We start from the raw sequence: 23,645 nt of genomic DNA, 5'->3' as shown, positions 1-23,645 counted from the left end.
GTCGAAAAGAGTACGAGGGCCGCCGTTTTCAGGCATACGTGGAAAACACCCATAAAGAGGCGTGCGGTCGTCTCAGCAGGAGGAGGCGCTGAGGCTATAGACAAAAAGACTGATCCCCGGCAATGAGGGCCGGGGATCAGTCGGGGTTGCTACGTTCAGGTAGCGCTCAGCGATTGAGGCTTATTCCTCAGAATCGTCGTCCGAATCGAGGTCGTCGTCGTCATCGTCCAGGGCCTCGTCGTCGGCCTGGTCGGTCACATCGAGGTCGTCGATCTCATCGTCGCCGTCCTCGTCATCGTCATCCTCGTCGTCCTCGGACTCTTCGTCGAAGTCGTCATCCTCGTCGTCGAGATCATCGTCATCGAGGTCGTCGTCATCGTCATCGTCATCGTCGTCGTCGTCGGAATCATCGTCGTCGGAATCATCGTCGTCATCGGAATCATCGTCGTCCGAGTCGTCGTCTTCGTCCGCGTCGTCATCCGAGTCCTCACCGGCCTCGTCGACTTCAGCCCCGTCGAGGTCGTCGTCGAAGTCGCTGAAGTCGTTGTCGAGCAGGTCGTCCTCGGGGTCGACGTCGTCCTCGTCGCTCAGTTCCTCGGCGGCTGCCTCAGCGGCTGCGGCCTCCTCTGCCGCCTGCCTGGCCTGGCTCTCGCGGTACTGAGCGAGGCGCTCCGACCAGGGCACCCACTCGGGCGCCACGACGGCTCCCGCGCCGGGGAGCAGTTCCACCTCGAGCACGGTGATCGGGGATTCGTCGTCGACGCGGGTCATGGTCGCGGCCCAGCGCCAACCGGGGTAGCCGGGGAGCCTGCACTCGAAGAACAGGGTCACCACGCGCTCGGCGATCGCTTCGAAGCCCTCGTCGGCGCCGATCGACTGAGCGTCGGTGATCTCGGCGAGCGCCGCGCGCGCCTGTTCCCTTGCGCTCAGCAGCGTCGGGTCCGGATCGATCGCGGCGGGCGCCTTCGTTGCGGACGCATCAGCACCGGCACCGGCACCGGCCGTCTCCACGCGCTCGGTCTCCACCGCGACGACTTCCTCCTGCTCAGACATCGAAATCGTCCGCAACACGACGCAGCATCGTCGCGACCTTGCGCGACTGGCTCCGCTCCGGGTACTGACCGTTCTTGAGGCGGCCGCCGAGTCCGTCGAGCAGCTTGACGAGGTCCTCGATGATGATCGCCATCTCGTCTGCGGACTTGCGGTTGCGGCGGGCGAGCCGCGGTGCTTCGAGCACCGTCACCGAGAGCGCCTGCGGGCCGCGGCGGCCGGCGCCGACGCTGTACTCGAGTCTCGTGCCCGCCTGCAGTTCGACGCCATCGGGCACCACGGAGGCGTGCAGGTACACCTGTTCCCCGTCATCGCCCTGGATAAATCCGAAGCCCTTGTCCTCGTCGAAGAACCTGACCTTGCCGTTCGGCATGCCTCGTCCCTTTCCACTCCGGCGGCGAGCCCCGTGCACCGCCCCGCGCGGCGGATCCCAGAACGGGCCGCCAATCCGTTCAAGTCTATCGTCTGGGGCGGTGAGACCGCGCAGAGGCATTGGCGGCGGATCCGCGGTAAAATGGGACGGATGTCGTCAGAAACCAGCTCCCCCTCGCTCATCGAGCGCATCCTCGCGTATGCGTCGCTGTCCATCATTGTGGTGGCCCTGCTGTCGTTCTTCGCGACCCTGATCGTGGGACTGAATGACCGGGAGGCCATGGCCGAGGGCCTGTGGCCGTTCGTATACGGGATTTCCCTGATCGGGCTACCGATCGGGTTCGTCCTGCTGATCCTGTTGCTGATCATCAGCCAGGTGCGGCGGCGCGCGGAGTTCCGGCGGAACGCCGGCGACTGAGGCTTCGGGCTGACATGAGCGGCACGCTCGCACTCGCATCCGCCCTTGCGCGGATGGATCGCGACGAGCTGTCGCGTCTCGTGCACGCGCGCAGGCCGCACGCCCCGGCAGCGGTACTCGACCCGATCGGGCTGGCGAGCGAGCTTCTTCGACCGGATTCCATCTCCCGCGCGGTCTCCCTGCTGTCCATCGTGCAGCTCGGAGCGCTCGACGAGCTCGATGCCGGCAGGGAACCGGATCGGGACACGATCGCGGGACTCCTATCGCTGGGCCTCGTGGGCGAGGACGCCGGGGCCGCAGCGCCGCTCCCCGAGGTTTCGGCCGCGATTGCTCAGGCGTTCGAGGCGATCGCCCAGCGTTCACCGCTCGACGAGGACGGGGATCCCGCGCTCGAGGCCGCGGAAGCCTCCGCTGGCGACGATCTTCCCGCGGCGACGAACAGCCTCTCCGAGCCGGAGATCGGTGCAGCCGCGTGGATCGATACCGCGCTCACCGCTGTCGGCCGCTGCGCGGAGTGCCTGCGCCAGCTGCGCGATCGGCCGCTTCGGCTGAACCGCACGGGTGTTGTGTCGTACTCGGCCGCGAAGTGGGTGTCGGAGCGGATCGGGATCCCGGTCGATTCGGTGCAGCGGGCGTTTGCCGCGCTCGGGCTCGCCGGGCTCACGACACCGGCCGCGAGCGAACCGCTCCTCCTGACCACGGCCGAGTCCGCCGACTGGCTCGAGGCCGACATTGCGGAACGCTGGATCGCGCTCGCGCAGGGCGCACTCGGCACGCTGTCCGGGCCGCTCCGCGCGGTGCTCGAAACGCACGACGGCGATCTCGGCGGGGCGCTCAGCGAGCTGCCGACGGCGTATCCACTCCTCCCGGAAGCGGACCTCACGGCCGCGGCGAACTCCGTTGAGCTCGCCGAAGCGCTCGGCCTCACCCTGCGCGGCAGGCTGTCCGAGCCCGGTCGCCTGCTGCTCGAGGGGCACCGCGACGAGGCGGCGCGCGCCGCGGAGGCGGCGATCCCCGCCCGCGCCCAGGGCATCTACCTGCAGCCGGACCTCAGCGTGATCGTGCCTGGCCCGCTCGCGCCCGCGGACGAGGAGGCGCTGTCTGCGCTGTCCCGTCCCGAGCACATCGGCATCGCGTCAACGAGGCGCGTCACGGAGGCCGCGGTCACCGAGGCACTCGAGGCCGGACGCACCGGCGAAGAGGTGCTGCAGCTGTTCGCGAGCCTCTCCCTCACGGGGGTGCCACAGCCGCTCACCTACCTCGTCACCTCGCTCGCGGAGCGGGTGGGCAGCATCGTCGTCTCCGAGCACGACGGCGACGACGGCCGCAGCCGCATCTCGGTGTCCCGGCCCGAGCTCGCCGAAACCCTGCTCGTTGATCGCGCGCTCCAGCATCTCCAGTTGCGCCGCGGAGACCGCGACGCGTCCGTGCTGTTCTCCCGGCTGCGCCCGGACCACGTGATCGCGGCCCTGTCCGACGCTCGCTATCTCGCTTCTGCGCCGGGGATCAGGCTCGATATCCCCGGATCGCGCGGCGGAGATCCCGGAGCGGACGCGCAGGATCCCAGCCCGGCCGCGGTCCGCCGCGCGGAGGACGAGTCGGCGCTTGCCGAGCTCGTCGAGCGGGTCTTCGAGGCCGCGAGGTCTGAACCGGGAACCGGCGACTTCACCCGCAGGATCGAGCTCGCGATCCGTGAGCGCCGCGCGGTCCGCGTGACGGCGGAGGCGGCGGGCCAGTCGCGCAGCTTCACCCTCCTGCCGGTCTCGCTGAGCGGCGGCCGGCTCCGCGCCTCCGATCAGACCGCCGGCGTGGAGCGCACGCTGCCGGTGAACCTGATCACAGCCGTCGAGCCGGTCTGACCGCCCGTCGCGGGTAGAATGGGTGGTTATGACTCTCGGCCCCCTCATCGTGCAGAGCGATCACACCGTCCTCCTCGAGGTCGCGCACCCTGACGCGGAGGAGGCGCGCCACGCGCTCGCCGTCTTCGCCGAGCTCGAGCGCGCCCCCGAGCACATTCACACCTACCGGGTCACACGGCTCGGCCTGTGGAACGCCCGCGCGGCTGGCCATACCGCCGAGGAGATTCTCGCGACGCTCAACACGTACGCGAAGTTCCCGGTCCCGACGGGTGTCGCGAGCGAGATCGAGGACATGATGCGGCGCTACGGGCGCCTCACGATCGAGCGTGACGACGAGGGCGCGCTCGTGCTGCGGTCCGAGGACGCTGCCGTGCTCCGCGAGGTGTCGAGCGCGAAGAAGATCGCGCCCCTGCTCGGAAACCGGATCGACGAGCAGACGTTCCCGGTCGAGGCCTGGGCACGGGGCGAGCTCAAGCAGCAGCTCGTGGCGCGCGGCTGGCCGGCTGAGGATCTCGCGGGATACACGCCGGGCGACCCGTACGACATCGAGCTGGTCGAGGACGGTTGGGCACTCCGCGACTACCAGGCGCGAGCGGTGCAGGCCTTCGAACAGGGCGGCTCGGGCGTCGTGGTGCTCCCCTGCGGAGCGGGCAAGACGATCGTCGGCGCCGCTTCGATGGCAGCCGTCGGAGCGAAAACCCTGATCCTCGTCACGAACGCGGTTTCGGCGCGGCAGTGGCGCGACGAGCTCCTGCGCCGCACGAACCTCACCGAGGACGAGATCGGCGAGTACTCCGGCCAGGTCAAGGAGATCAAGCCCGTCACCATTGCGACCTACCAGATCCTCACGAGCCGACGGAAGGGCGTGTACTCGCACCTCTCCCTCCTCGACGCCGAGGACTGGGGCGTCATCGTCTACGACGAGGTGCACCTGCTCCCGGCCCCCGTTTTCAAGCTCACCGCGGATCTGCAGGCCCGCCGCCGTCTCGGGCTCACGGCGACGCTCGTGCGCGAGGACGGCCGCGAGGGCGACGTGTTCAGCCTGATCGGGCCGAAGCGCTACGACGCGGCGTGGAAGGACCTCGAAACGCAGGGCTTCATCGCCCCGGCCGCCTGCTTCGAGGTGCGGATCGATCTTTCCGAGTCCGAGCGCATGGACTACGCGGTTGCCGAAGACCAGGATCGCTACAGGATCGCGTCCTCCTCCGCGATGAAAGAGCAGATCGCGAAGCGGATCATCGCGAAGCATCCCGACGAGAGCGTGCTCGTGATCGGTCAGTACATCGACCAGCTCGAGTCCATGGCCGAGGCGCTCGGCGCACCGCTCATCACGGGCCAGACTCCCGTCGACGAGCGCGAGGAGTTGTTCGCCGCGTTCCGCGAGGGGGCCGAACGGATCCTCGTTGTCTCGAAGGTCGCGAACTTCTCGGTCGATCTGCCCGACGCCTCGGTCGCGATCCAGATCTCCGGATCCTTCGGATCGCGCCAGGAGGAGGCGCAGCGACTCGGCCGGCTACTGCGGCCGAAGTCGAACGGGCAGACGGCGTCGTTCTACACGCTCATCGCGCGCGACACCGTGGACCAGGACTTTGCGCAGAACCGCCAGCGCTTCCTCGCCGAGCAGGGATACTCCTACGCGATTCTCGACTCACACGAGATCTGATCAGGGGTTCGACGACAGGACCCACATCACCCGCGCGGGTTCGCTAGCCGAGGGGTTCCGCCAGATGTGGGCGTGCCTGCCCGCGAAGCTCATCGAATCGCCCGCCTCCAGCAGGTAGCTCTCCGCCTCGAGCTCGAGCTGCAGCGTGCCCTCCAGCACGACGAGGAACTCCCGGTCGACGGGCAGCCGGTAGGGCTCGTCCTCGAACCCGCCGCCCGGCTCGATCGTCGTCTCGATCACCTGCATGTCGCTCTGCCCCGGCGGGGTGAGCACCGAGTCGCGCACCCCCTCCCCCATGAGTTTCGCCGGTTGCCGCTCTGCGCCGCGGCTCACGTACACCCGGGGCGGGTCGAACAGCCGCCCCATCGGGAGCGTGAGGGCGTCGCAGATCGCGGCGAGCGAGGTGATCGATGCCGAGGCGAGCCCGCGCTCGACCTGCGAGATGAAGCCCTTCGTGAGGCCCGTGAACTCCGCGACGCTCGAGATCGTCATCCCGCGCTCCTCGCGGGCGACCCGCAGGCGGAAACCGATCTGGGTGAGCTGCTCGGTCGCGCCGGCGTGCGCCTGCCTGGCCTGGGTTCTTCGTTCGGTCACGCGCTCCTCCGATGCATGCTCCGCCGGCTCGCCGGCGCGGGGATCCGCCGCGGCTCTCGCCGCCGGGAACCTCACTGATCTTGTCATATCTCGGACGTTGACGAACCGCTCCGAATTCCTTACGATTTCCCGAAAGAGTATTACACCGCGATACTTTGTGCAGTAATAACAAACTTTTGGTCCGCGACGACGCGGACCGGATGGGGGACTCGACGATGAGACTCGGCCAGGCGATCAGCTCGCTCCTCACCGAATACGGCGTGGAGCAGATCTTCGGCATTCCGGGCGTGCACACGCTCGAGCTGTTCCGCGAGATCGGCGACAGCGGCCTCAACGTCACGATCCCCCGGCATGAGCAGGGCGCCGGCTACATGGCCGACGCCTACACGCGCGTGACCGGGAAGCCCGGTGTCTGCTATCTCATCACCGGCCCCGGAGTGCTCAACGCGCTGACCCCGATCGCGCAGGCCTGGCACGACTCGATCCCGATGCTCGTGATCGGCTCGACCGTCACGCGGCCCGAACTCGGCGCGCACCGCGGCACCCTGCACGACACCCCCGACCTCGCGCCCGTGCTCGCCCCGTTCTGCCTGATCAGCGAGACGGTCACGGATCCGGCCCGGATCCCCGTGCTGATCGACGAGGCGTTCACGCGATGGCAGACCGAGCGCCCCCGCCCCGTCTACATCGGCATTCCCCGCGACCTGCTCGAGGAGGAGGTCGGCGAACTGCACCGCCCCGCCGAGCCGCTCCCTGTGACGACCGGCCCCGTACTCGCCGACGCGAGCGAGGCCCAGCTCGACGAGGCGATCGCCGCGATTGCGCGGGCCGAGCGCCCCGTGATCTTCGCGGGAGGCGGCACCCGCCACGACGGCGCCCTCGTCGCCGCGCTCGCCGAGCGGATCGCCGCTCCCGTGATCCTGACCGGCAACGCGAAGGGGATCATTCCAGCGGACGCCCCGCTCAACGTGGGAATCAGCCTGCCGTTCCCCCGCACCCAGGAACTCGTCGAGGACGCCGATCTCCTGATCGGCCTCGGCACCGAGCTCAGCGACTTCGACGTGCTCTTCACCGGCTCAGCCGAGCCGCGGATCGCGGACATCGTGCGCGTCGACATCGACCCGGCCGTCACCCACCCGGATCAGACCCGGCCGACCGTGCGCGCCCGCGTCGCCGGTTTCCTCACCCGCGCCCTCGACCGCCTTCCGCAGGCCGACGCCGAAGCGACGGCCGCGGGCCTGTCCCGCGCCGCGGCGGCCAGGGAGGGCCTCGCAGCCGAGCGCGCCGCGGACCCGCACACGCCGTGGATCGACGCGATCGCGCGCGCCCTCCCCGGCGACGCGATCCTCACCGCGGACTCCGCCCAGGTCGCCTACCAGTCCCACCACTACCTCGAACTCGACGAGCCCGGGCGCTGGATCGCGCCCTACGGCTACGGCACCCTCGGACCAGCGCTCCCCATGGCGATCGGCGCTGCCATCGCCGCGCCCGAGACGCCGATCGTGGCGCTCGCGGGCGACGGCAGCTCCCTCTTCACGCTCACCGAGCTCGCGACCGCCTACGATCTCGGCGCAAACATCACGTTCGTGATCTGGGACAACGGCGGCTACCGCGAGATCGAGGTGTCGTTCGAGCGCACCGACATCGATCCCGCGGGCGTCCGCACCACGGCCCACGACCTCGGGGCGATCGCCGCGGGATTCGGCGCGCGCGTGCAGCGCCCAACCACCCCCGACGAGCTCGCCGACGCGCTTCGCGAGGCGAGCGGGCTCGCGGGTCTCGACGTCATCATCACCCAGGCCCCCGCCGACCAGCGCGTCGAAGCCGACACCCTCAACCCCGGAGCAGCAGCATGAGCCTCGAGATCCCGTACACCCGCAGCTTCTCCCAGGACGGCCGCCCGATCACCGGTCAGGTCGATTTCTCGGAGGTGCCGCGCTTCGCCGGCCCGTCCACCTTTGCCGGCCTCCCCCGCCTCACCGACGTCGGCGAGGCTCGGGCAGGCGTGATCGGCATCCCGTTCGACTCGGGCGTCACCTTCCGGCCCGGCGCCCGCTTCGGCCCCGATCAGATCCGCGACGCGAGCCGCCTGATCCGCCCGTACCACGTCGAGCTCGACTCCTTCCCCTTCGCGAAGCACCAGGTCGCGGATGTCGGCAACCTCGCGGTAACGCCCTTCGGCGTCGACCGCGCGGTCGAAGCGATGCTCGCCGGTCTCACCGAGGCGCGCGATCGGGCGGGCAAGCTCGTGGTCCTCGGAGGCGATCACACGATCGCCTACCCGTCGATCAAGACGCTCGCGGCCGAGCACGGCCCGATCTCCGTGCTCCACTTCGACGCGCACATCGACACCTTCGGCACCTACTTCGGCGCCGAGATGCATCACGGAGCCCCGTTCCGCCGGCTTGCGGAGGAGGGGCTGCTCGACCCAGAGGGGTGTCTCCACATCGGGATCCGCGGCCCGCTCTACGGCCCGCACGACCTGTCCGAAGACCGCGCGCTCGGCTTCCGCACCGTGCACTCGAGCGAGTTCTCCACGACCGGCCTGCAGGGCATTCTCGATCTCACCCGCGCGCGCCTTGGCGACCGACCCGTCTACGTCTCGGTCGACATCGACGTGCTCGATCCCGCGTTCGCGCCCGGAACCGGCACCCCAGAGCCGGGCGGCATCTCGAGCCGGGAACTGATGTTCCTGATCCGCGGCCTGTCCGGCCTCAACATTGTCGGGGCAGACGTTGTCGAGGTCGCCCCAGCCTACGACCACGCGGACATCACCTCGCTCGCAGCGGCCCACGTCGCCTACGAGTTCCTCTCACTCTGGGGGCAGTAGCCTCCGACCACCCGCGGTCCCCCGCACAACGAAACGGAAGAATCAATGACGAAACTCTCCCGCAATGGATCAGGATCCGGATCCGGCCGTCGCCCCCGGGCCCGCGGCCGTGGAGCCGCCGCCGTCGCCCTCTTGGGCGCGGCGACGCTCCTCCTCGCCGCATGCTCGAGCGGATCCGCAGCCCCCGCCGAGCAGGAACGCGACTACGGCACCCCGGCAGCCGGGAAGATCAAGGAGGGGATCCTCGAGGGGACGACCCTGACCTACGCCGGCCCCGGCGGCATCTTCCAAGAGGGTCAGGACAAGGCGATCTGGCAGCCCATGGCGAAGGAGTCCGGCGCCACGATGCAGATGGACGCGTTCGACGCGGGCAAGCTCAAGGCCATGGTCGACAGCAAGAACGTGACCTGGGATATCGTCGACACCTCGCAGGTCGACTCGGCCCGCGGCTGCGGCACGCTCTACGAGAAGATCGACCGCTCCAAGATCGACACGTCCAAGCTGCCAGAGGGCACCCTCACCGACGAGTGCATGATCCCGAACGTGATGTACGGCTTCGTGATCGCGTACAACAAGGACAAGTTCGGGGACAACCCGCCGAAGAGCGCCGCCGACTTCTTCGACACGAAGAAGTTCCCGGGGAAGCGGACCGTTCCAGCGACCACCTACGTGGACCCGCAGAACATGGAGTTCCCCCTGATGGCCGACGGGGTCGACCTCGACAACCTGAAGCCGGAGCACATCGATCAGGCCATCAAGAAGTACAAGAGCCTCGGCAAGGACGGCATCGTCTGGACCACGGGAGCGCAGGCGCAGCAGCAGCTCGAATCGGGCGAGGCCGTCATGGGCTTCGTCTGGTCCGGTCGCGGCTACGGAGCCGCCGATGCTGGCGCGCCCATCGCCCCGGTGTGGGACGAGTGGCTCGTGGCGATCGACTCGACCGCGATTCCGAAGGGCGCGAAGGACAAGGGCGCATCCGAGGCCGCGATCAACTACTTCCTCGGCGCCGATCAGCAGGCGAAGATGACCGAGCTCAACTCGATGTCACCCGTGAACGTCGACGCGAAGCCGCAGGTCGACGACACCCTCTCGGAGTGGCTCGCGAGCTCCCGGTTCGAGACCGGGCGCGTACCCGACATCGACTTCTGGGTGAAGAACTACGACGCGATGGCCGCCGCCTGGGCGACCTGGGTGACCGGGGCCTGATCCCGATCCGCTGCCTCGCGTGATCGCTCCTCGCGTCACGCCTGCGGGCCCGTCATCTCCGGGACTTCCGGAAGATGGCGGGCCCGCTGGCGTGAGGATCAGGCGCTCCCTCGGAGTTCACTCACTTCCAGCAGGTTCATAGCAAATAATCAGAGACTGATGGCATGACTACACAGCACAAGGGACCCCGGATTCTCATCGTCGATGACGAGCCCAGCATCCGCGAGCTGCTCAGCACGAGCCTCCGCTTCGCGGGCTTCGGCGTGCGCGCCGTTTCGAACGGCGCGCAGACCATCTCGGCCGTCCTCGAGGAGGAACCCGATCTGATCGTCCTCGACGTCATGCTGCCCGACATGAACGGCTTCAGCGTCACCAAGCGCCTCCGCACAGCCGGTTACACGGCACCCATCATCTTCCTCACCGCGAAGGATGACACGGAGGACAAGGTCGAGGGCCTGACCGTTGGCGGCGACGACTACGTCACGAAGCCGTTCAGCCTCGACGAGATCATCGCCAGGATCAAGGCAGTCCTCCGCCGCACCATCCAGGAAGACGAGGACTCGGTCATCTCCGTCGGCCCCATCACGATGGATCAGGACACCCACGAGGTCACCGTGGAGGGCACCTCCGTGGAGCTCTCCCCCACCGAGTTCAAGCTGCTGCGCTACCTCATGCAGAACGCCAACCGCGTGCTGTCGAAGGCCCAGATCCTCGACCACGTGTGGGAGTACGACTTCAACGGCGACGCCGGCATCGTCGAGTCCTACATCTCGTACCTGCGCCGTAAGCTCGACCCCCTCACCGAGGAGTCGCTGATCCAGACCAAGCGCGGGTTCGGATACATGCTCAAGACCGAAACGAAGTAGCTTGAGTCGGTTCTCCGACAGCTGGGCCGACGTCTCGCTGCGCACCAAGATCACCGGAGTTACAGTCTTCATTCTGTTCCTCGGCCTGGTCGTCGCGGGCGTCGGCACGCTGTCCGTGCTGCGTCCCATGCTGGTCGGGAACCTCGACGGCGAACTCAGGCAACTCCGTTCTGACCCCACCCCGGCCCTCGCGGCGGGAGCGGGCAGCGGTGGCCTGTCTCGCAACGACGTGCTCTACGCGGGGCCGCAGTATTACGTTGCCATGCTCGATGCAGAAGGCAACCTCCGCTACGACAACACGCAGGGCCGCGAAACGCTCGCAAAGCCGAAGGTCCCGAAACTCGGGCTCGACGATAATTCGGTCCGCGATCAGGTGTTCAGCCTCCGCGGCTCCGACGGCGTCGAGTGGCGCGCCGTGATGACGACCATTCTCATCGACGGGCAGCCGAGCGGATCACTCCTCATCTCCTCGTCAACGTCGGCCGTGAACCAGGTCGTCGCGCGCTACGTCATCATCTTCACGGGCTTCGGCATCGCCGTGATCCTGCTCGGGGCCGCCCTGACGCGGCTCCTGGTCACAGCAACATTCCTCCCGCTCGCCGAGGTCGAGAAGACCGCCCTCGAGATCGCCCGCGGCGACTACTCGAAGCGCATCATCGTGCGCAGCCCGCACACTGAGGTCGGGCACCTCGGGGAATCGCTCAACATCATGCTCGACCGCCTCGACGGCTCCCTGGAGGATCGCGCGAGAACGATCGAGCGGATGCGCCGCTTCATCGGCGACGCGAGCCACGAGCTTCGCACCCCCCTCGTCTCCGTGCGCGGCTACGCCGAGCTCTACCGGATGGGCGCGCTCAGGGAGGACGAGCAGGTCGGCCAGGCCATGGAGCGCATCGAAAAGGAGGCGATCCGCATGACCTCCCTCGTCGAGGATCTCCTCGCGCTCGCGCGGCTCGATGAGCGCCGCGCCCTCGAGCTCACCGCTGTGCCGCTCAACACGCTCGCTCAGGACGCGGCGCTCGACGCGACCGCCCAGGCACCCGACCGCACGATCACCGTCATCGAGGATCCTGCCGCTCCGGCCGTGCTCGGCGACGGGCACAAGGTCAAACAGCTGATGACCAACCTGCTCGGCAACGCCATGCGGCACACCCCCGAGGGCAGCCCCATCGAGATCGTCATCACGGGGCACCCAGAGGGCGTCCCGCGCGATGCCGGCAGAGCCGCGAACGCCGAGGTGCACGCCTCGGAAACCACGGACGTCGCGAACGCGAATCCCGCCCCCGACCAGGCAAACGCTCCGGCAGATGGCGCGGAACGATCGGCGGAGCAGTCCGCTGCGGCCGACGCGGCTGCGACGCCCGATGCGCCCGCCACGCCCGCGCAGGGGGTCGACAGCTACGACTTCGCCGCACCAGAAAGCACTCCGGCGCGGCCCGAGGAGAACACCTTCACTCGCCCCATGCCCGCGGTGCGACTCGCCCCGGGCACGCCATTCGCTCGCTTCGAGATCGTCGACCACGGCGAAGGCATCCCGCCGCAGCTCCGAGAGAAGATCTTCGGTCGTTTCTGGCGCGCTGACACCTCGCGCAACCGGGAAACCGGTGGCTCGGGCCTCGGCCTGGCGATCGTGCAGTCGATCGTCGACGCGCACGGGGGCACCGTCAAGGTGATCGAAACTCCCGGTGGCGGCGCGACCTTCCAGGTCGACCTCCCGGCTGCGCCGCGGAAGTAGGGGCCCGAGGAAACACCCGGCGCGCGTGCGCGCCACCGCCGCTGCGAAGCAGGAAGCCCGCGCCCCCACAGGGGTGCGGGCTTCCTGCGCTGCGCCGCAGAACCTCCGCGCCCCGGCGCGCACTCACGCTTCGCACTCACGCTGCGCATTCCCAGCGTGCACCCCGGCCTGCACCCACGGCGCGCACTCCCGCTGCGCACGGTCCCTGCACGCACTTCCCGGCTCGCGCTCCGCTGCGTACGCTCCGCTGCGCACGCGCACACACCCTGCGCACGCTCCCGGCGCACGCACACGCGGCGCGGGGCGGTTCGCTGCGCTCGGAGACGCAACCGCTCGCCCGCGCGATGCGCACGCCCGGGCGCCCCGGCGCTCGCTGAGGTCCCTCAGGCCCCGCTTTCGCGCCAAGACTTCGTACGCGCGTCGAGAGGGCGAGCAGGGGCTCGGGTCTCCGCGTGCAGCGCTCGGAAACGCGGAACGGGGCCGCGCCCGAAGGCGCGACCCCGTTCTCGTGGTTGCGGGACTTAGAAGTCCATGCCACCGGTCGGGTCACCGGCCGGAGCGGCGGAAGCCGGCTCGGGCTTGTCGGCGACGACGGCCTCGGTGGTGAGGAAGAGGCCAGCGATCGATGCCGCGTTCTGCAGCGCCGAGCGGGTCACCTTGGCGGGGTCGAGGATGCCCTGCGCGACGAGGTCACCGTACTCGCCGGTCGCGGCGTTGAGGCCGTGACCGATCGGGAGGCCCGCGACGCGATCTGCGACGACGCCCGGCTCGAGGCCGGCGTTGAGCGCGATCTGGCGGAGGGGCGCCTCGATGGCGGCCTGCACGATCCTCGCACCCACTGCCTCGTCACCCGAGAGCTCGAGGCCGGCGAACACGTCCTTGCCTGCCTGGATCAGCGCGACGCCACCACCGGGGAGGACGCCCTCCTCGACGGCCGCCTTCGCGTTGCGAACGGCGTCCTCGATGCGGTGCTTGCGCTCCTTGAGCTCGACCTCGGTCGCGGCGCCCGCCTTGATGACGGCGACGCCACCGGCGAGCTTCGCGAGGCGCTCCTGGAGCTTCTCGCGGTCGTAGTCGCTGTCGGTGTTCTCGATCTCGCGGCGGATCTGGGCAACGCGGCCCTGGATCGCCTCTTCTTCGCCGCCGCCCTGGATGATGGTGGTCTCATCCTTGGTGATGATGACCTTGCGCGCGGTGCCGAGCATGTCGAGCGTTGCGTTCTCGAGCTTGAGGCCGACCTCCTCGGAGATGACCTGGCCGCCCGTGAGGATCGCGATGTCCTGCAGCATGGCCTTGCGGCGATCGCCGAAGCCCGGAGCCTTGACGGCAGCCGACTTGAAGATGCCGCGGATCTTGTTGAGCACCAGGGTCGCGAGGGCTTCGCCCTCGACGTCCTCGGCGATGATGAGGAGCTGCTTGCCCGACTGGATCACCGGGTCGACAACGGGGAGCAGGTCCTTGATGTTGGAGACCTTGCTGTTGACGATGAGGATGTAGGGATCGTCGAAGACGACCTCCTGACGGTCCGCGTCGGTGACGAAGTATGCGGAGAGGTAGCCCTTGTCGAAGCGCATGCCCTCGGTGAGCTCGAGCTCGGTGCCGAAGGTGTTCGACTCCTCGACGGTGACGACGCCCTCCTTGCCGACCTTGTCGATCGCCTCGGCGATCAGCTTGCCGATCTGCTCGTCAGCGGCCGAGATGGAAGCCGTTGCGGCGATCTCGTCCGTGGTCTCGATCTCCTTGGCGTTCTCGAGGAGCTTGGCGGAGACGGCGGCGACGGCCTTCTCGATGCCCTTCTTGATGGCGATCGGGTCGCTGCCGGCGGCGACGTTGCGGAGGCCCTCGCGCACGAGCGCCTGTGCGAGAACGGTCGCGGTGGTGGTGCCGTCACCCGCGACGTCGTCGGTCTTCTTGGCGACCTCCTTGACGAGCTCAGCGCCGATCTTCTCGTACGGCTCGTCGAGCTCGATCTCCTTGGCGATCGAAACGCCGTCGTTGGTGATGGTGGGAGCGCCCCACTTCTTCTCCAGGACAACGTTGCGGCCGCGCGGGCCGAGCGTCACCTTGACGGCGTCTGCGAGGGTGTTGAGACCCCGCTCGAGTCCACGACGTGCTTCCTCGTCGAACGCAATGATCTTTGCCATGTATTCGCCCCTCCCGGACGTTTCGGAGTGATCCAGGCGACATCGAATGCGCCGCCGTGGCTCACAGCTGTTTAGCACTCAGTCGAATCGACTGCTAACACCAATCTTGGCACTCACACCTTTCGAGTGCAAGCGATCTCGCTCGCGCACAGCGAACAGTCGGTAACCAGACAGCGGCGATTTGCCCGCGGGGCGCAGCTGCGGCGGGCATCGCGGTGCGCTCGCCGCGCGCTACGGGGAGTTCGGATCGGCCGTCGGGGTTCCGGTCCCGGACGCCGGACCGCTCTGTTCGCCGCTCGCCGTGATCTTCTTCGCGGCGTCGATCCCCGGACCGGCGTAGTCCGAGCCGAGGAGCACGATGAGCGTCGCCTGATAGTCCGCGTAGTCCTCGGTCTTGTAGGTCGAGAGGCCGCCGAGCTTCGCGGCGAGGCCGGCCGCAGCGGGCTGATCCTTGTCGTCGCGGTAGAAGACGGCGGAGATCTTCACGTCAGTCGACGCAGCGCTTCCCGCGAAGACGATCGATCCCCACTTCTCCTTGGCGATCGTCTGGTCGACGCCCGCGGCAAGGTTCTGGGTGGACGTGCCGTTGAGGATCGCGATCGTCGCCTTGGGATCGATCTTCGGGGGCGTCGTCGACTTCGAGGCCTTCGGCGTCGCCTCGCCCGTGACGGAGGCGGGCAGTCTGCCCTGGGAATCGAACAGGGAGAACAGGCCGATCCCGATGCCCGTGAGGATCGCGAAGCCGATCAGGCCGGCGATCACGAACTGCCAGCCGTATCGCGGACGCGCGGTGACGCGGTGCGCGCCCACCCGGTGGGTGCGCTCGACCCGATCGAAGCGATCCTCGGGGTACGTCTGTTTGCCCGAGCGACGCCCGTTCGCGTCTCCGCCGCTTGCCGCCACTCTGGTCCCCTCGGTCATGCCAGGTTTGTCGCGCAGTGCGCGCGAGACTCGCCACGGAGCCCGCGGCTCCGCTCTGGAACAGCGTACCCTGCGCTGCCTCGACAGTCGGTGAACAGCGACGGCCGTCGGCTACGCGAGGGAGTCGGGCGCGTAGAGCGCCCGCGCGAGGCCGTCGATGACATCCGGGATCCGGGTTCCCCCCGCGAACAGCAGGGTGTCGTCCACGTCCACGATGCGGCGATGCTTCCCCGCCTGGGTGAGCGCGATGCTCGGCTGGGCCGCGAGCAGCCCGTCCACTCCGCCTGCGCTCTCGAGCCCGTGGGTCATGACGAGGATCACATCGGGATCCATTGAGACCAGCGCTTCCTCGGTGAGTGGCTTCTCCCCCACCCAGCCGGCTTCCTCCGCCACGTCGACGGCGCCGACGGACCGAATCAGGCTGTCAACGCCGCTTCCCTCACCGAACAGGTAAAAGATGCCCGCGGTGCCACGCACGTAGAGGAAGGCGACCCGCGGTCGCTTGGCCTCCTCCTTCGGGAGCAGGGACTTTACTTCCTGCTCCTTCTCGGTGATCGCGTGCTTGAGCGTCGCAATCAGATCCTCAGCCGCAGGGCCGACGCCGAGGGCGTCGGCGACCTGCTGGGCGACCCGGTAGCTCGATTCGGGGTCGATCGCGCGATCCACTGTGACGACGGGGATCCCGGCGTCCCGCAGCTGCAGGACGACGTCGACGGGGCCGATGCTGCCGTCCGTGATGATGAGCGTGGGATTGAGCGAGAGCACGCCCTCGGCGTCGATGGAGTGGCCGTCCTTCGTGACGACCGGGATCTTCTCCGCGCCGGGGAAGTTCGTCGAGACGTCGCGGCCGACGATGTTCTTGTCCATGCCGAACGCGTGGACGAGCTCGCCGACCGAACCACTGAGCGACAGGGGCACCACGCGCGAGACGTCCTTCACCTCGATCTCGCGGTCGCCGGACTTGTCGTGGGAAGTCACGGTCACGGGCACCTTCGGTTTCGGTGCCGGATCGAGTGGCGGAATGCTCGGCCCGCCGATGACCGCGGTGCTCGGCCCCTCGTAGCCGCGCGGATCCGCGACCGGGGTGAGGTCCGTCAGCGGCGGCAGCGAGACTTTCTGCTCGCTGCCCGCGACCCCGGATCCGCCCTCCCCCGTCTGACACGCACTGAGTCCGAGCCCGAGGAGCGCGACCAGTCCGAGCACGAGCAGGCTCCGCGTCCGCGGCTTCCGCATTCCGACCTCTTTCATCAGATGTTTACCCGGATAAGCATAGCTCAGCGACGGTAGGATATTCGCTGGACCTGTGTCCACAACGCATCGCGGGGCGATCTGTATTCTTTCGCGCTCCGCTTCCCGGTCACCTGAGAAAGCGGTCGACGCCTCGCATGACATCCCCCATTCAGACCACAGTCTCCCGTCGCACCGCGGCGAAGACGGTGCTCTTCGTCTCGCTCGGCATCGCGCTCGCCCTTTCGATCCTCGTGTCCGCAGGCACCGGCCAGCTCGCGATCCCGCCGCAGGAGGTGCTCGGATCGCTCCTGCACCGCATCGGGATCGACTGGCTGCCACTGCCGGAACACCCCGCGGGTGACCAGACGCTCTGGGCCATCCGCTTCCCCCGGGTCGCGATGGCGGTGCTGATCGGCGCCGCGCTCGCGGTCGCGGGTCTCCTCATGCAGGCGATATTCGGCAACCCGCTCGCGGAACCCGGCGTCATCGGCATTTCCTCCGGCGCGGCCGTGGGCGCCGGCCTCTCCATCGTCTTCGGGCTCACCTTCTTCGGAGAGTGGACGACCGCCGTGTTCGCGTTCATCGCGGGCCTCGGCGCGACGCTCCTCGTCTATCTCATGAGCCGCGCCGACGGCCGCACCGAGGTGGTCACCCTCGTCCTCACCGGCATCGCGGTCAATGCGATCGCCGGCGCGGGAATCGCCCTGCTCACCTTCCTCGGCGACACCCAGTCCCGGGAGCAGATCGTCTTCTGGCAGCTGGGCAGCCTGGCGGGCAGCCGGTGGAGCCAGGTCCTGATCATCGCCCCGGTCGTGGCAGCCGGCCTGCTCGCGGCCTATTTCGCGGCGCGCAAGCTCGATCTCCTCGCCCTGGGAGAGCGCAACGCTCGGCACCTCGGGGTGAACGTGGAGGCGCTGCGCATCGCGATGATCTTCGTCGTCGCCCTCCTCACCGGCGTCGCCGTCGCCTTCGCGGGAATCATCTCCTTCGTCGGCCTCGTGATCCCGCACCTCATGCGCATGATCCTGGGGCCAGCGCATCTCCCCCTGGTCACGGCCTCCGCCCTGGGCGGCGCGCTGCTCCTGACCCTCGCCGATCTCGCGGCCCGCTCGCTCGTGCCGATGGCCGACATGCCGATCGGCATGCTCACGGCCCTCGTCGGCGGGCCGTTCTTCTTCTGGCTGCTGCGACGAACGCGCAAGCGGAGCGGAGGCTGGGGATGAGCGCGCGGCATATCGGGCTGCCCGAGCGCCCGACAACCGGCACCGCGGTGTGCTCCTCGAGCTCCGTGGTCCTGCGCCGTGGCGGGCGAAAGCTGCTCGACTCGGTGTCGCTCGAGCTCAAGGCCGGTGAGGTTCTGGCGCTGCTCGGTCCGAACGGCGCAGGCAAGTCGACGCTCCTGAGCGTGCTCTCCGGCGATGTGCGCCCCGACGAGGGGACCGTCCGCTTCGGGGATCGGGAGATCCACGAGTGGTCGCTCATCGACCTGTCGCGCCGGCGGAGCGTTCTCCTGCAGGACAACGCCCTCCTCTTCCCCTTCACGGTGCACCAGGTCGTCGAGATGGGGCGGGCGCCGTGGCGCCGCACCGAACGCGAGGATGAGGACAACGCCGCAATCTCCGAGGCGATCTCCACGGCGGACATCTCGCATCTCGGGAACCGTCGCGTGCCCTCGCTCTCGGGCGGGGAGCGGGCCCGCACCGCGTTCGCGCGCGTCATGGCCGGGCGGACCGGAGTGCTCATGCTCGATGAACCGACCGCTGCCCTGGATCTCGGCCACCAGGAGGCAGTCCTCGGACTGGCACGCGATCGTGCCCGCGCAGGAGACGCGGTCCTCATCGTGCTCCACGATCTCAACCTCGCGAGCGCCTACGCTGATCGGATCGCGCTGCTGCGGGAGGGTCGGATCGTCGCCTGCGACTCCCCCGAGATGGTGCTGACCGCGGAGACCGTCAGCGAGGTGTATCGGACGCCGGTCGAGGTGATCCCGCACCCGGTGACCGGGCGCGGGATCGTCATGCCGAAGCGCGACTAAGCGAGGGGGCCGCCGGGGTGTTCCGGTCGTTCCTGCTGATCAGAGGACGTTCCGTCATCGGAAACCGGGTGCGTTTCCGCGGACGGACGCTTTCGTCCCGCGATAAGCATCCCGGCCGTGACCCCGATCACGAGGAGCGCGACGCCGCCGACGACGACGGGCACCCACGGGAATGGCTGCGTCTGCTGCTTCGCCGTGTCCGCCAGCGCTCCCTCGGATGAGCCATTCCCCTCAGTGGCGGGCGGGGCGCTCGGTGAGGCCTCCTGCGCCCCGATCGTGCAGCCGCCGGCCGTCACGGCGAGGGTGATCGGATCGAGTTCGTCACCAGCGGCGTAGCTCCCGTACTCGCCGTTGAAGGCGGCGGCCCCATCGGAGGTGAGCCGGGCCGGCGCCTTCGCGACCGAGAGCGCGCCCTCGCCGGCGGTGACGGTTCCGGCGAGTTCGATCTTCGCTGCGCGCACCTCCTTCGCGGCGGCTGCACCGCCCGTGTTCGCCTTGTCGGTAGACCCGATCGTGAGCAGCAGATACGCGGTGTCGTCTCCCGCGAACTCGATCGCGGGATTGGCGATATCGAGCTTCATCGCGCCATCGTGGCCGGTGAAGTCGACCGCGCCCGTGAAGCTCAGGCGTCCGGACTCGAGCCGGGGGTCGAAGCCGCCTGCGATCTTGTTCCAGATGAAGTTGGGCGTCTCGTACTTCATGTCGTCCGAGACCGTCCACTTCCCGTTCGCGATGCTGCCGCTGATGTAGGAGCGGAAGCTCTCCTTGACCCCCCAGGTGAGCGTTCCCGCCTCCGCGGTGCACTCCCCGGTCGCCTCGGCCGTGACGGCGCGCGTCGGGGTGGCGCTGGCCGGCGCGGCAGTTGCCGCTGCCGGGGCCGCGAGCAGGCCACCGAGCAGCGCGAGCGCGCCGATCCCGGTTGCGGCGGCACGCAGCCGATTCCCTGTCACCGTTCGGTTACGCATTGGGGTTCCTTCCTCGGTTCCGACCTCATCACTGTACGGTGTTCCGCCGGGGCGCGGCGCTCAGCCTCCCCCGGCGGGCCTCCGCCTCGCGGCAGCTACTCCGCGCGACGCCGCTGAGCAATCACGAGCCCGCTCATGGTGGCGGCGATCGCGAGCAGTCCGATCGCCCCGGCCCAGTAGAGCCAGATCGGGACCTGCGCTTCGGCCTCGCGGATCGCGGCCTGCGCCGGCGTCAGCGGGTCGACCGTCGCAGCTTCGATCGCTCGCGTGTCCTTGGCCTTTTTCGCGTCGACGACCTCGATGATCGCGCCGGCGTTGGTGCTGCCCTGGAGGGTGATCGTGTGGGTCCCCTTGGGGAGATCCTTCGGGAGCGTGCCGATCCATCGGACCACGCCGTTCGCGTCGGCCCCCGCCGCCTCGTCGAGCACGATCGGTTCCGAGTACAGGACGACGAGCACGTCGCGCTCATTCGCCTCGAATCTGGACGCCTCGAACTCGATCTCGCCACCGGCGACGATCTTCTCCGCGGAAGTGATCACGCGGATCCCCGTCGTGGCCGGAGGGGTCTTCGCGGGGGTCCGTTTCGTGTCCTCGGCGCCGACGGACGAGCTTCCGAAGGCGGCCCCGTTTGCCGCGCCGACGGTAAACGTGACCGGATCGGCGCCAAAGGCGCCACCGCCCCCGGCACCACCGCCGGAAATTCCTCCGGAGAGGGGGACTCCGCTCCAGGTGACCTCGCCCTTGGGGCCGGTCGACTTGCTGCCAGCGGCCAGGTTCAGCCCGAATGTGCGGCCGCCGGCGGTCAAGCTCCCCGAGGTGGAACTCGTGATCCTGATCACGGGGTTCGCGAAGGACTCTGACATAAGGCCCTTGTGGCCGCTGAAGGTGACGACACCCGAGTACTGAACGGTGCCGGTCTGGGTCGTCGCGTTCCACGTACTGCTCGACTGCGGGTAGATGTAGCCGCCAGGACCCCCTCCGACCCCGCTGCTGGAGATCGACCCCTTGGCGATGCGCCCGGTCGTGTACGAGGCGAAACCGGAGGAAATGCCCCAGGTGAGAGAGCCGGCCTGCTGGCCGCCCGTCGACCGCACGGGGACCGGCTTCGGCTTCGGCTTCGGCGCGGGGGGCGTGACCACCGGCCGGATCGGCGGGGTCACCGGCTTCACGTTCGCGGCCGCACCGACCGTGAACGAGGCGGGGTCCATTGCGCTGTCCACCGTCAGGTACTCGTCGAAGTACTCGTCCGCGCCCGCCCGCGTGAGCTTGACCGGGGCGTTCTCGAAGCGGACGGCTCCGCCGCTCAGTGCGGTTTTCTTGGCCTTCGTCAGGTCGAGGGTCGCGATCGTGATGAGGCGCTTCGTCTGATTCTCCGGTGCCTTGAGCAGCGCGGAGCGGGCACTCGTGATCTCAAGGACGGGGTTCGCGAGATCGAGATTGAGCGCGTAGCCTTCGGGTCCGAGGTGTCCCTTGAAGTTCACGAGACCCGCGAACTGCACGGTGCCCGTGTGGGTCTTCGCGTTCCAGGTGCCGCCAGTGGTCTGCGGGAACGTGTAGACATCCGTTCCCGTTGCTGGCTTCTGAACGGTGATCTTCCCCCTCGCAATGGGTCCGGTGACGTAATTCCGGAACGCCTTCCTGACGCCCCAGGAGAAGCTGCCCTCGGTCGTTTCAACGACCGCGGGGAAGACGCTGTCCCAGTGCGAAGCTGAGATCGCGAGCGGGAGGACGAGAATGTTCGCGGCAGAGCCAGGCTTGGCGCCCGCCTTCCACACGAGCACCTGGTACTTTTTCGCGCGATCGAGCTGTGCCGCCGGGATCGAGAAGGACTTCTTGAGCGACCCGGTATCGGGGAAGCTCTCGACGGCGGTGCGACCCAGCACCGCCGATTCGGCCACGGTCGCCGCGGTGCCGGCCTCGATCACGCCCAACTGCACGCCCGCACCGTACTTTTCGGGGCGGAATCCGCTGAGTTCAGCGTTAATGGAGAGGCCGGCCGGAGTTGCCGCGTTCACCAGAGCCTTGCCCTCGGGTGTCACCTCCGGGCCGAACACCTGGTCCCACTGCGCCTCGCTGATCTGTACGTCCGCGCGGCCGAGGATCGTCTGGGCCGTTGGCATGTTGTGGGCGCGCCACACGAGAACCTCGTAGTTCTTCTTCCGGTCGAGCTTGGTCGCTGCGCCACTCAGCTTCACGCTGACCGCCCCGTCGACGATCTCTCCCTTGTTCACGAGGTTCGCGTCGAGCCCCATGTTCTGCGGAGAGATCTTGTCTTCGGTGCCCTTCTCGATGAGGGCGTAATAGATGCCAGCGTCCGCGGAACCGAGCTTGATCCGGGCGATGTCGGCGCTGATCTCCACGCCCGAGGCGCTCGCCTTGGTCACCTTCGGGTCGATGTAGACGCGCGAGGTACTCGGGCCGAAGACGGCGTCCCAATTCGCTGGCGTGAGCTGGAGCTCTTTCCTAAGGACCGTGGACTGCGCGGTCGCGGGGCCGTGCGCCTTCCACACGAGGACCTCGTACTTCTTCTCGCGATCGAGCTTCGCAGCGGGGGCGAGGAGCTGGGTGGTGAATGCGCCGTCGGTGATCTTGTCCGCGGTGATCCACGCCACAGCCTGTACCTCGGGCTCGCGACCGTTCATGATCGCGGCGCCCGCCTCAACGATCGCGACGTACACCCCGTTCGGTGCGGCCTCCCGGGTGAGCCCCTGGCCCGAGATCGTGGCCTCGATGCCCGCGGTCGAGGCGTTCAGCTTGTCGACCGTCACGCTGGGGCTCCCGCGTTCGGCCTGGTAGTTGAGGCGGAGCTCGATCTCCTGCGAAGCATCCTTCGGGCCGCCGGCCGCGAACGCGAACACCCCGTAACTGCCCGGCGTCGCTTTCGCTGCCGTCACCGTAAGACGCGCCTCGAACGAGCCATCGGCCCCCAGCACGATACGGTCCTTCGCGACCGACGAGGCATAACGCGGATCCAGGTTCCCGAACGTCTTATCCGTCATCGCCCACTTCTGCGACGCGACCGAACGCGAATCAGAAGGCGCACCAGAGGACGGCTTCCACTCTGTCGCGAAATTCCCGAACACGACATAGTTCCCCGTCGGATCCCCCACCGTCACCGGCGGACGCGAACCCTGCGGGAGCGGATGCGCCTCAGGATCAAACCCGGACCCCCGCACAACGATCTCATCGCCCTCATACACCGTCGCACCCGACGCCAACGCCTTCCCATCAACCGTCGACACCGCAAGCTTCGGCGCCCACACCTGGGGCCGTTCGGCCTGGTAGTTGAGGCGGAGCTCGATCTCCTGCGAAGCATCCTTCGGGCCGCCGGCCGCGAACGCGAACACCCCGTAACTGCCCGGCGTCGCTTTCGCTGCCGTCACCGTAAGACGCGCCTCGAACGAGCCATCGGCCCCCAGCACGATACGGTCCTTCGCGACCGACGAGGCATAACGCGGATCCAGGTTCCCGAACGTCTTATCCGTCATCGCCCACTTCTGCGACGCGACCGAACGCGAATCAGAAGGCGCACCAGAGGACGGCTTCCACTCTGTCGCGAAATTCCCGAACACGACATAGTTCCCCGTCGGATCCCCCACCGTCACCGGCGGACGCGAACCCTGCGGGAGCGGATGCGCCTCAGGATCAAACCCGGACCCCCGCACAACGATCTCATCGCCCTCATACACCGTCGCACCCGACGCCAACGCCTTCCCATCAACCGTCGACACCGCAAGCTTCGGCGCCCACACCTGGG

18 protein-coding genes are annotated in these 23,645 nt (G+C 68.4%); 10 read left to right on the top strand and 8 right to left on the bottom strand.

Annotated features, from left to right (window positions below; genetic code table 11):
* Positions 1 to 180: 180 nt before the first annotated feature.
* The gene (locus tag JD292_RS00090) at positions 181 to 1,053 is read right to left on the bottom strand and encodes a DUF3027 domain-containing protein (RefSeq protein ID WP_200130711.1); all 873 of its coding nucleotides are present in this window, start codon (positions 1,051 to 1,053) and stop codon (positions 181 to 183) included.
* Positions 1,046 to 1,423 carry a cold-shock protein gene (locus JD292_RS00085; RefSeq protein ID WP_200130710.1) on the bottom strand — a complete coding sequence of 126 codons (378 nt, stop codon included), beginning with the start codon at positions 1,421 to 1,423 and terminating at the stop codon, positions 1,046 to 1,048. The genes JD292_RS00090 and JD292_RS00085 overlap by 8 nt, the downstream gene beginning before the upstream one ends.
* Before the next feature lie 150 nt (positions 1,424 to 1,573).
* Between JD292_RS00085 and JD292_RS00080 the strand changes: the two genes are divergently transcribed.
* Genes JD292_RS00080 through JD292_RS00070 form a run of 3 tightly spaced genes read left to right on the top strand, consistent with a single transcriptional unit; the run spans position 1,574 to position 5,362 of the window.
* Entirely contained in the window at positions 1,574 to 1,840 is a 267-nt protein-coding gene (locus JD292_RS00080) for a hypothetical protein (protein WP_233613104.1), read from the top strand.
* A gap of 14 nt (positions 1,841 to 1,854) precedes the next feature.
* Entirely contained in the window at positions 1,855 to 3,699 is a 1,845-nt protein-coding gene (locus JD292_RS00075; RefSeq protein ID WP_200130709.1) for a helicase-associated domain-containing protein, read from the top strand.
* A 28-nt stretch (positions 3,700 to 3,727) separates the two neighbouring features.
* Entirely contained in the window at positions 3,728 to 5,362 is a 1,635-nt protein-coding gene (locus JD292_RS00070) for a DNA repair helicase XPB (RefSeq protein WP_200130708.1), read from the top strand.
* Here the strand turns inward: JD292_RS00070 and JD292_RS00065 are convergent, their stop codons facing one another.
* Positions 5,363 to 5,956, bottom strand: a complete 594-nt coding sequence (locus tag JD292_RS00065) for a helix-turn-helix domain-containing protein (RefSeq protein ID WP_200130707.1) — start codon at positions 5,954 to 5,956, stop codon at positions 5,363 to 5,365.
* Positions 5,957 to 6,171: 215 nt separating this feature from the next.
* Here JD292_RS00065 and JD292_RS00060 point away from each other — a divergent pair, with 215 nt between their 5' ends.
* The 5 genes from JD292_RS00060 to JD292_RS00040 all read left to right on the top strand — a co-directional run bounded on the left by JD292_RS00060 (position 6,172) and on the right by JD292_RS00040 (position 12,593).
* A complete protein-coding gene (locus JD292_RS00060; RefSeq protein ID WP_200130706.1) occupies positions 6,172 to 7,812 on the top strand; it encodes a 5-guanidino-2-oxopentanoate decarboxylase in 1,641 nt (546 codons plus the stop codon).
* Complete coding sequence (gene speB / locus JD292_RS00055) at positions 7,809 to 8,786, top strand: agmatinase (protein ID WP_200130705.1); 978 nt, start codon at positions 7,809 to 7,811, stop codon at positions 8,784 to 8,786. Before JD292_RS00060 ends, speB begins: the two co-directional genes overlap by 4 nt.
* 45 nt (positions 8,787 to 8,831) lie before the next feature.
* Positions 8,832 to 9,992: an ABC transporter substrate-binding protein gene (locus JD292_RS00050; protein WP_200130704.1), complete on the top strand. Its 1,161-nt coding sequence runs from the start codon at positions 8,832 to 8,834 to the stop codon at positions 9,990 to 9,992.
* A 164-nt stretch (positions 9,993 to 10,156) separates the two neighbouring features.
* Positions 10,157 to 10,858 (top strand): response regulator transcription factor, encoded by a 702-nt coding sequence (locus tag JD292_RS00045; RefSeq protein ID WP_200130703.1) that lies wholly within the window; start codon positions 10,157 to 10,159, stop codon positions 10,856 to 10,858.
* 1 nt (position 10,859) lies between these two features.
* A complete protein-coding gene (locus tag JD292_RS00040; RefSeq protein WP_200130702.1) occupies positions 10,860 to 12,593 on the top strand; it encodes a sensor histidine kinase in 1,734 nt (577 codons plus the stop codon).
* A 521-nt stretch (positions 12,594 to 13,114) separates the two neighbouring features.
* Here the strand turns inward: JD292_RS00040 and groL are convergent.
* From groL to JD292_RS00025, 3 genes are all read right to left on the bottom strand, one after another.
* On the bottom strand, positions 13,115 to 14,737 hold the full coding sequence (gene groL / locus JD292_RS00035) for a chaperonin GroEL (RefSeq protein WP_200130701.1): 1,623 nt from the start codon (positions 14,735 to 14,737) through the stop codon (positions 13,115 to 13,117).
* 231 nt (positions 14,738 to 14,968) lie between these two features.
* Positions 14,969 to 15,658 (bottom strand): LytR C-terminal domain-containing protein, encoded by a 690-nt coding sequence (locus JD292_RS00030; RefSeq protein WP_200130700.1) that lies wholly within the window; start codon positions 15,656 to 15,658, stop codon positions 14,969 to 14,971.
* Between the two features lie 111 nt (positions 15,659 to 15,769).
* On the bottom strand, positions 15,770 to 16,891 hold the full coding sequence (locus JD292_RS00025) for a heme/hemin ABC transporter substrate-binding protein (protein WP_200130699.1): 1,122 nt from the start codon (positions 16,889 to 16,891) through the stop codon (positions 15,770 to 15,772).
* A gap of 152 nt (positions 16,892 to 17,043) precedes the next feature.
* On the opposite strand from JD292_RS00025, the gene JD292_RS00020 reads away from it, so the two are divergent.
* Together JD292_RS00020 and JD292_RS00015 are read left to right on the top strand one after the other, a co-directional pair.
* Entirely contained in the window at positions 17,044 to 18,111 is a 1,068-nt protein-coding gene (locus JD292_RS00020) for a FecCD family ABC transporter permease (protein ID WP_200130698.1), read from the top strand.
* Positions 18,108 to 18,923 carry a heme ABC transporter ATP-binding protein gene (locus tag JD292_RS00015; RefSeq protein ID WP_233613103.1) on the top strand — a complete coding sequence of 272 codons (816 nt, stop codon included), beginning with the start codon at positions 18,108 to 18,110 and terminating at the stop codon, positions 18,921 to 18,923. The genes JD292_RS00020 and JD292_RS00015 overlap by 4 nt, the downstream gene beginning before the upstream one ends.
* Here the strand turns inward: JD292_RS00015 and JD292_RS00010 are convergent.
* On the bottom strand, positions 18,920 to 19,888 hold the full coding sequence (locus JD292_RS00010) for an HtaA domain-containing protein (protein WP_200130697.1): 969 nt from the start codon (positions 19,886 to 19,888) through the stop codon (positions 18,920 to 18,922). The genes JD292_RS00015 and JD292_RS00010 overlap by 4 nt on opposite strands.
* 95 nt (positions 19,889 to 19,983) lie before the next feature.
* Positions 19,984 to 23,376: an HtaA domain-containing protein gene (locus JD292_RS00005; protein ID WP_200130696.1), complete on the bottom strand. Its 3,393-nt coding sequence runs from the start codon at positions 23,374 to 23,376 to the stop codon at positions 19,984 to 19,986.
* Between the last annotated feature and the right edge of the window lie 269 nt (positions 23,377 to 23,645).

This window comes from Leucobacter edaphi (genome assembly GCF_016522535.1).
GTDB lineage: Bacteria > Actinomycetota > Actinomycetes > Actinomycetales > Microbacteriaceae > Leucobacter > Leucobacter edaphi.
The sequence above is the reverse complement of the archived record's forward strand: the minus strand, read 5'-3'. Positions and strand labels throughout refer to the sequence as shown.

Coding starts and splice junctions, on each gene's coding strand:
- JD292_RS00090 (WP_200130711.1), bottom strand. CDS start 1,053: ATGTCTGAGCAGGAGGAAGTCGTCGCGGTGGAGACCGAGCGCGTGGAG.
- JD292_RS00085 (WP_200130710.1), bottom strand. CDS start 1,423: ATGCCGAACGGCAAGGTCAGGTTCTTCGACGAGGACAAGGGCTTCGGA.
- JD292_RS00080 (WP_233613104.1), top strand. CDS start 1,574: ATGTCGTCAGAAACCAGCTCCCCCTCGCTCATCGAGCGCATCCTCGCG.
- JD292_RS00075 (WP_200130709.1), top strand. CDS start 1,855: ATGAGCGGCACGCTCGCACTCGCATCCGCCCTTGCGCGGATGGATCGC.
- JD292_RS00070 (WP_200130708.1), top strand. CDS start 3,728: ATGACTCTCGGCCCCCTCATCGTGCAGAGCGATCACACCGTCCTCCTC.
- JD292_RS00060 (WP_200130706.1), top strand. CDS start 6,172: ATGAGACTCGGCCAGGCGATCAGCTCGCTCCTCACCGAATACGGCGTG.
- speB (WP_200130705.1), top strand. CDS start 7,809: ATGAGCCTCGAGATCCCGTACACCCGCAGCTTCTCCCAGGACGGCCGC.
- JD292_RS00050 (WP_200130704.1), top strand. CDS start 8,832: ATGACGAAACTCTCCCGCAATGGATCAGGATCCGGATCCGGCCGTCGC.
- JD292_RS00045 (WP_200130703.1), top strand. CDS start 10,157: ATGACTACACAGCACAAGGGACCCCGGATTCTCATCGTCGATGACGAG.
- groL (WP_200130701.1), bottom strand. CDS start 14,737: ATGGCAAAGATCATTGCGTTCGACGAGGAAGCACGTCGTGGACTCGAG.
- JD292_RS00030 (WP_200130700.1), bottom strand. CDS start 15,658: ATGACCGAGGGGACCAGAGTGGCGGCAAGCGGCGGAGACGCGAACGGG.
- JD292_RS00025 (WP_200130699.1), bottom strand. CDS start 16,891: ATGCGGAAGCCGCGGACGCGGAGCCTGCTCGTGCTCGGACTGGTCGCG.
- JD292_RS00020 (WP_200130698.1), top strand. CDS start 17,044: ATGACATCCCCCATTCAGACCACAGTCTCCCGTCGCACCGCGGCGAAG.
- JD292_RS00015 (WP_233613103.1), top strand. CDS start 18,108: ATGAGCGCGCGGCATATCGGGCTGCCCGAGCGCCCGACAACCGGCACC.
- JD292_RS00010 (WP_200130697.1), bottom strand. CDS start 19,888: ATGCGTAACCGAACGGTGACAGGGAATCGGCTGCGTGCCGCCGCAACC.
- JD292_RS00005 (WP_200130696.1), bottom strand. CDS start 23,376: ATGACGGATAAGACGTTCGGGAACCTGGATCCGCGTTATGCCTCGTCG.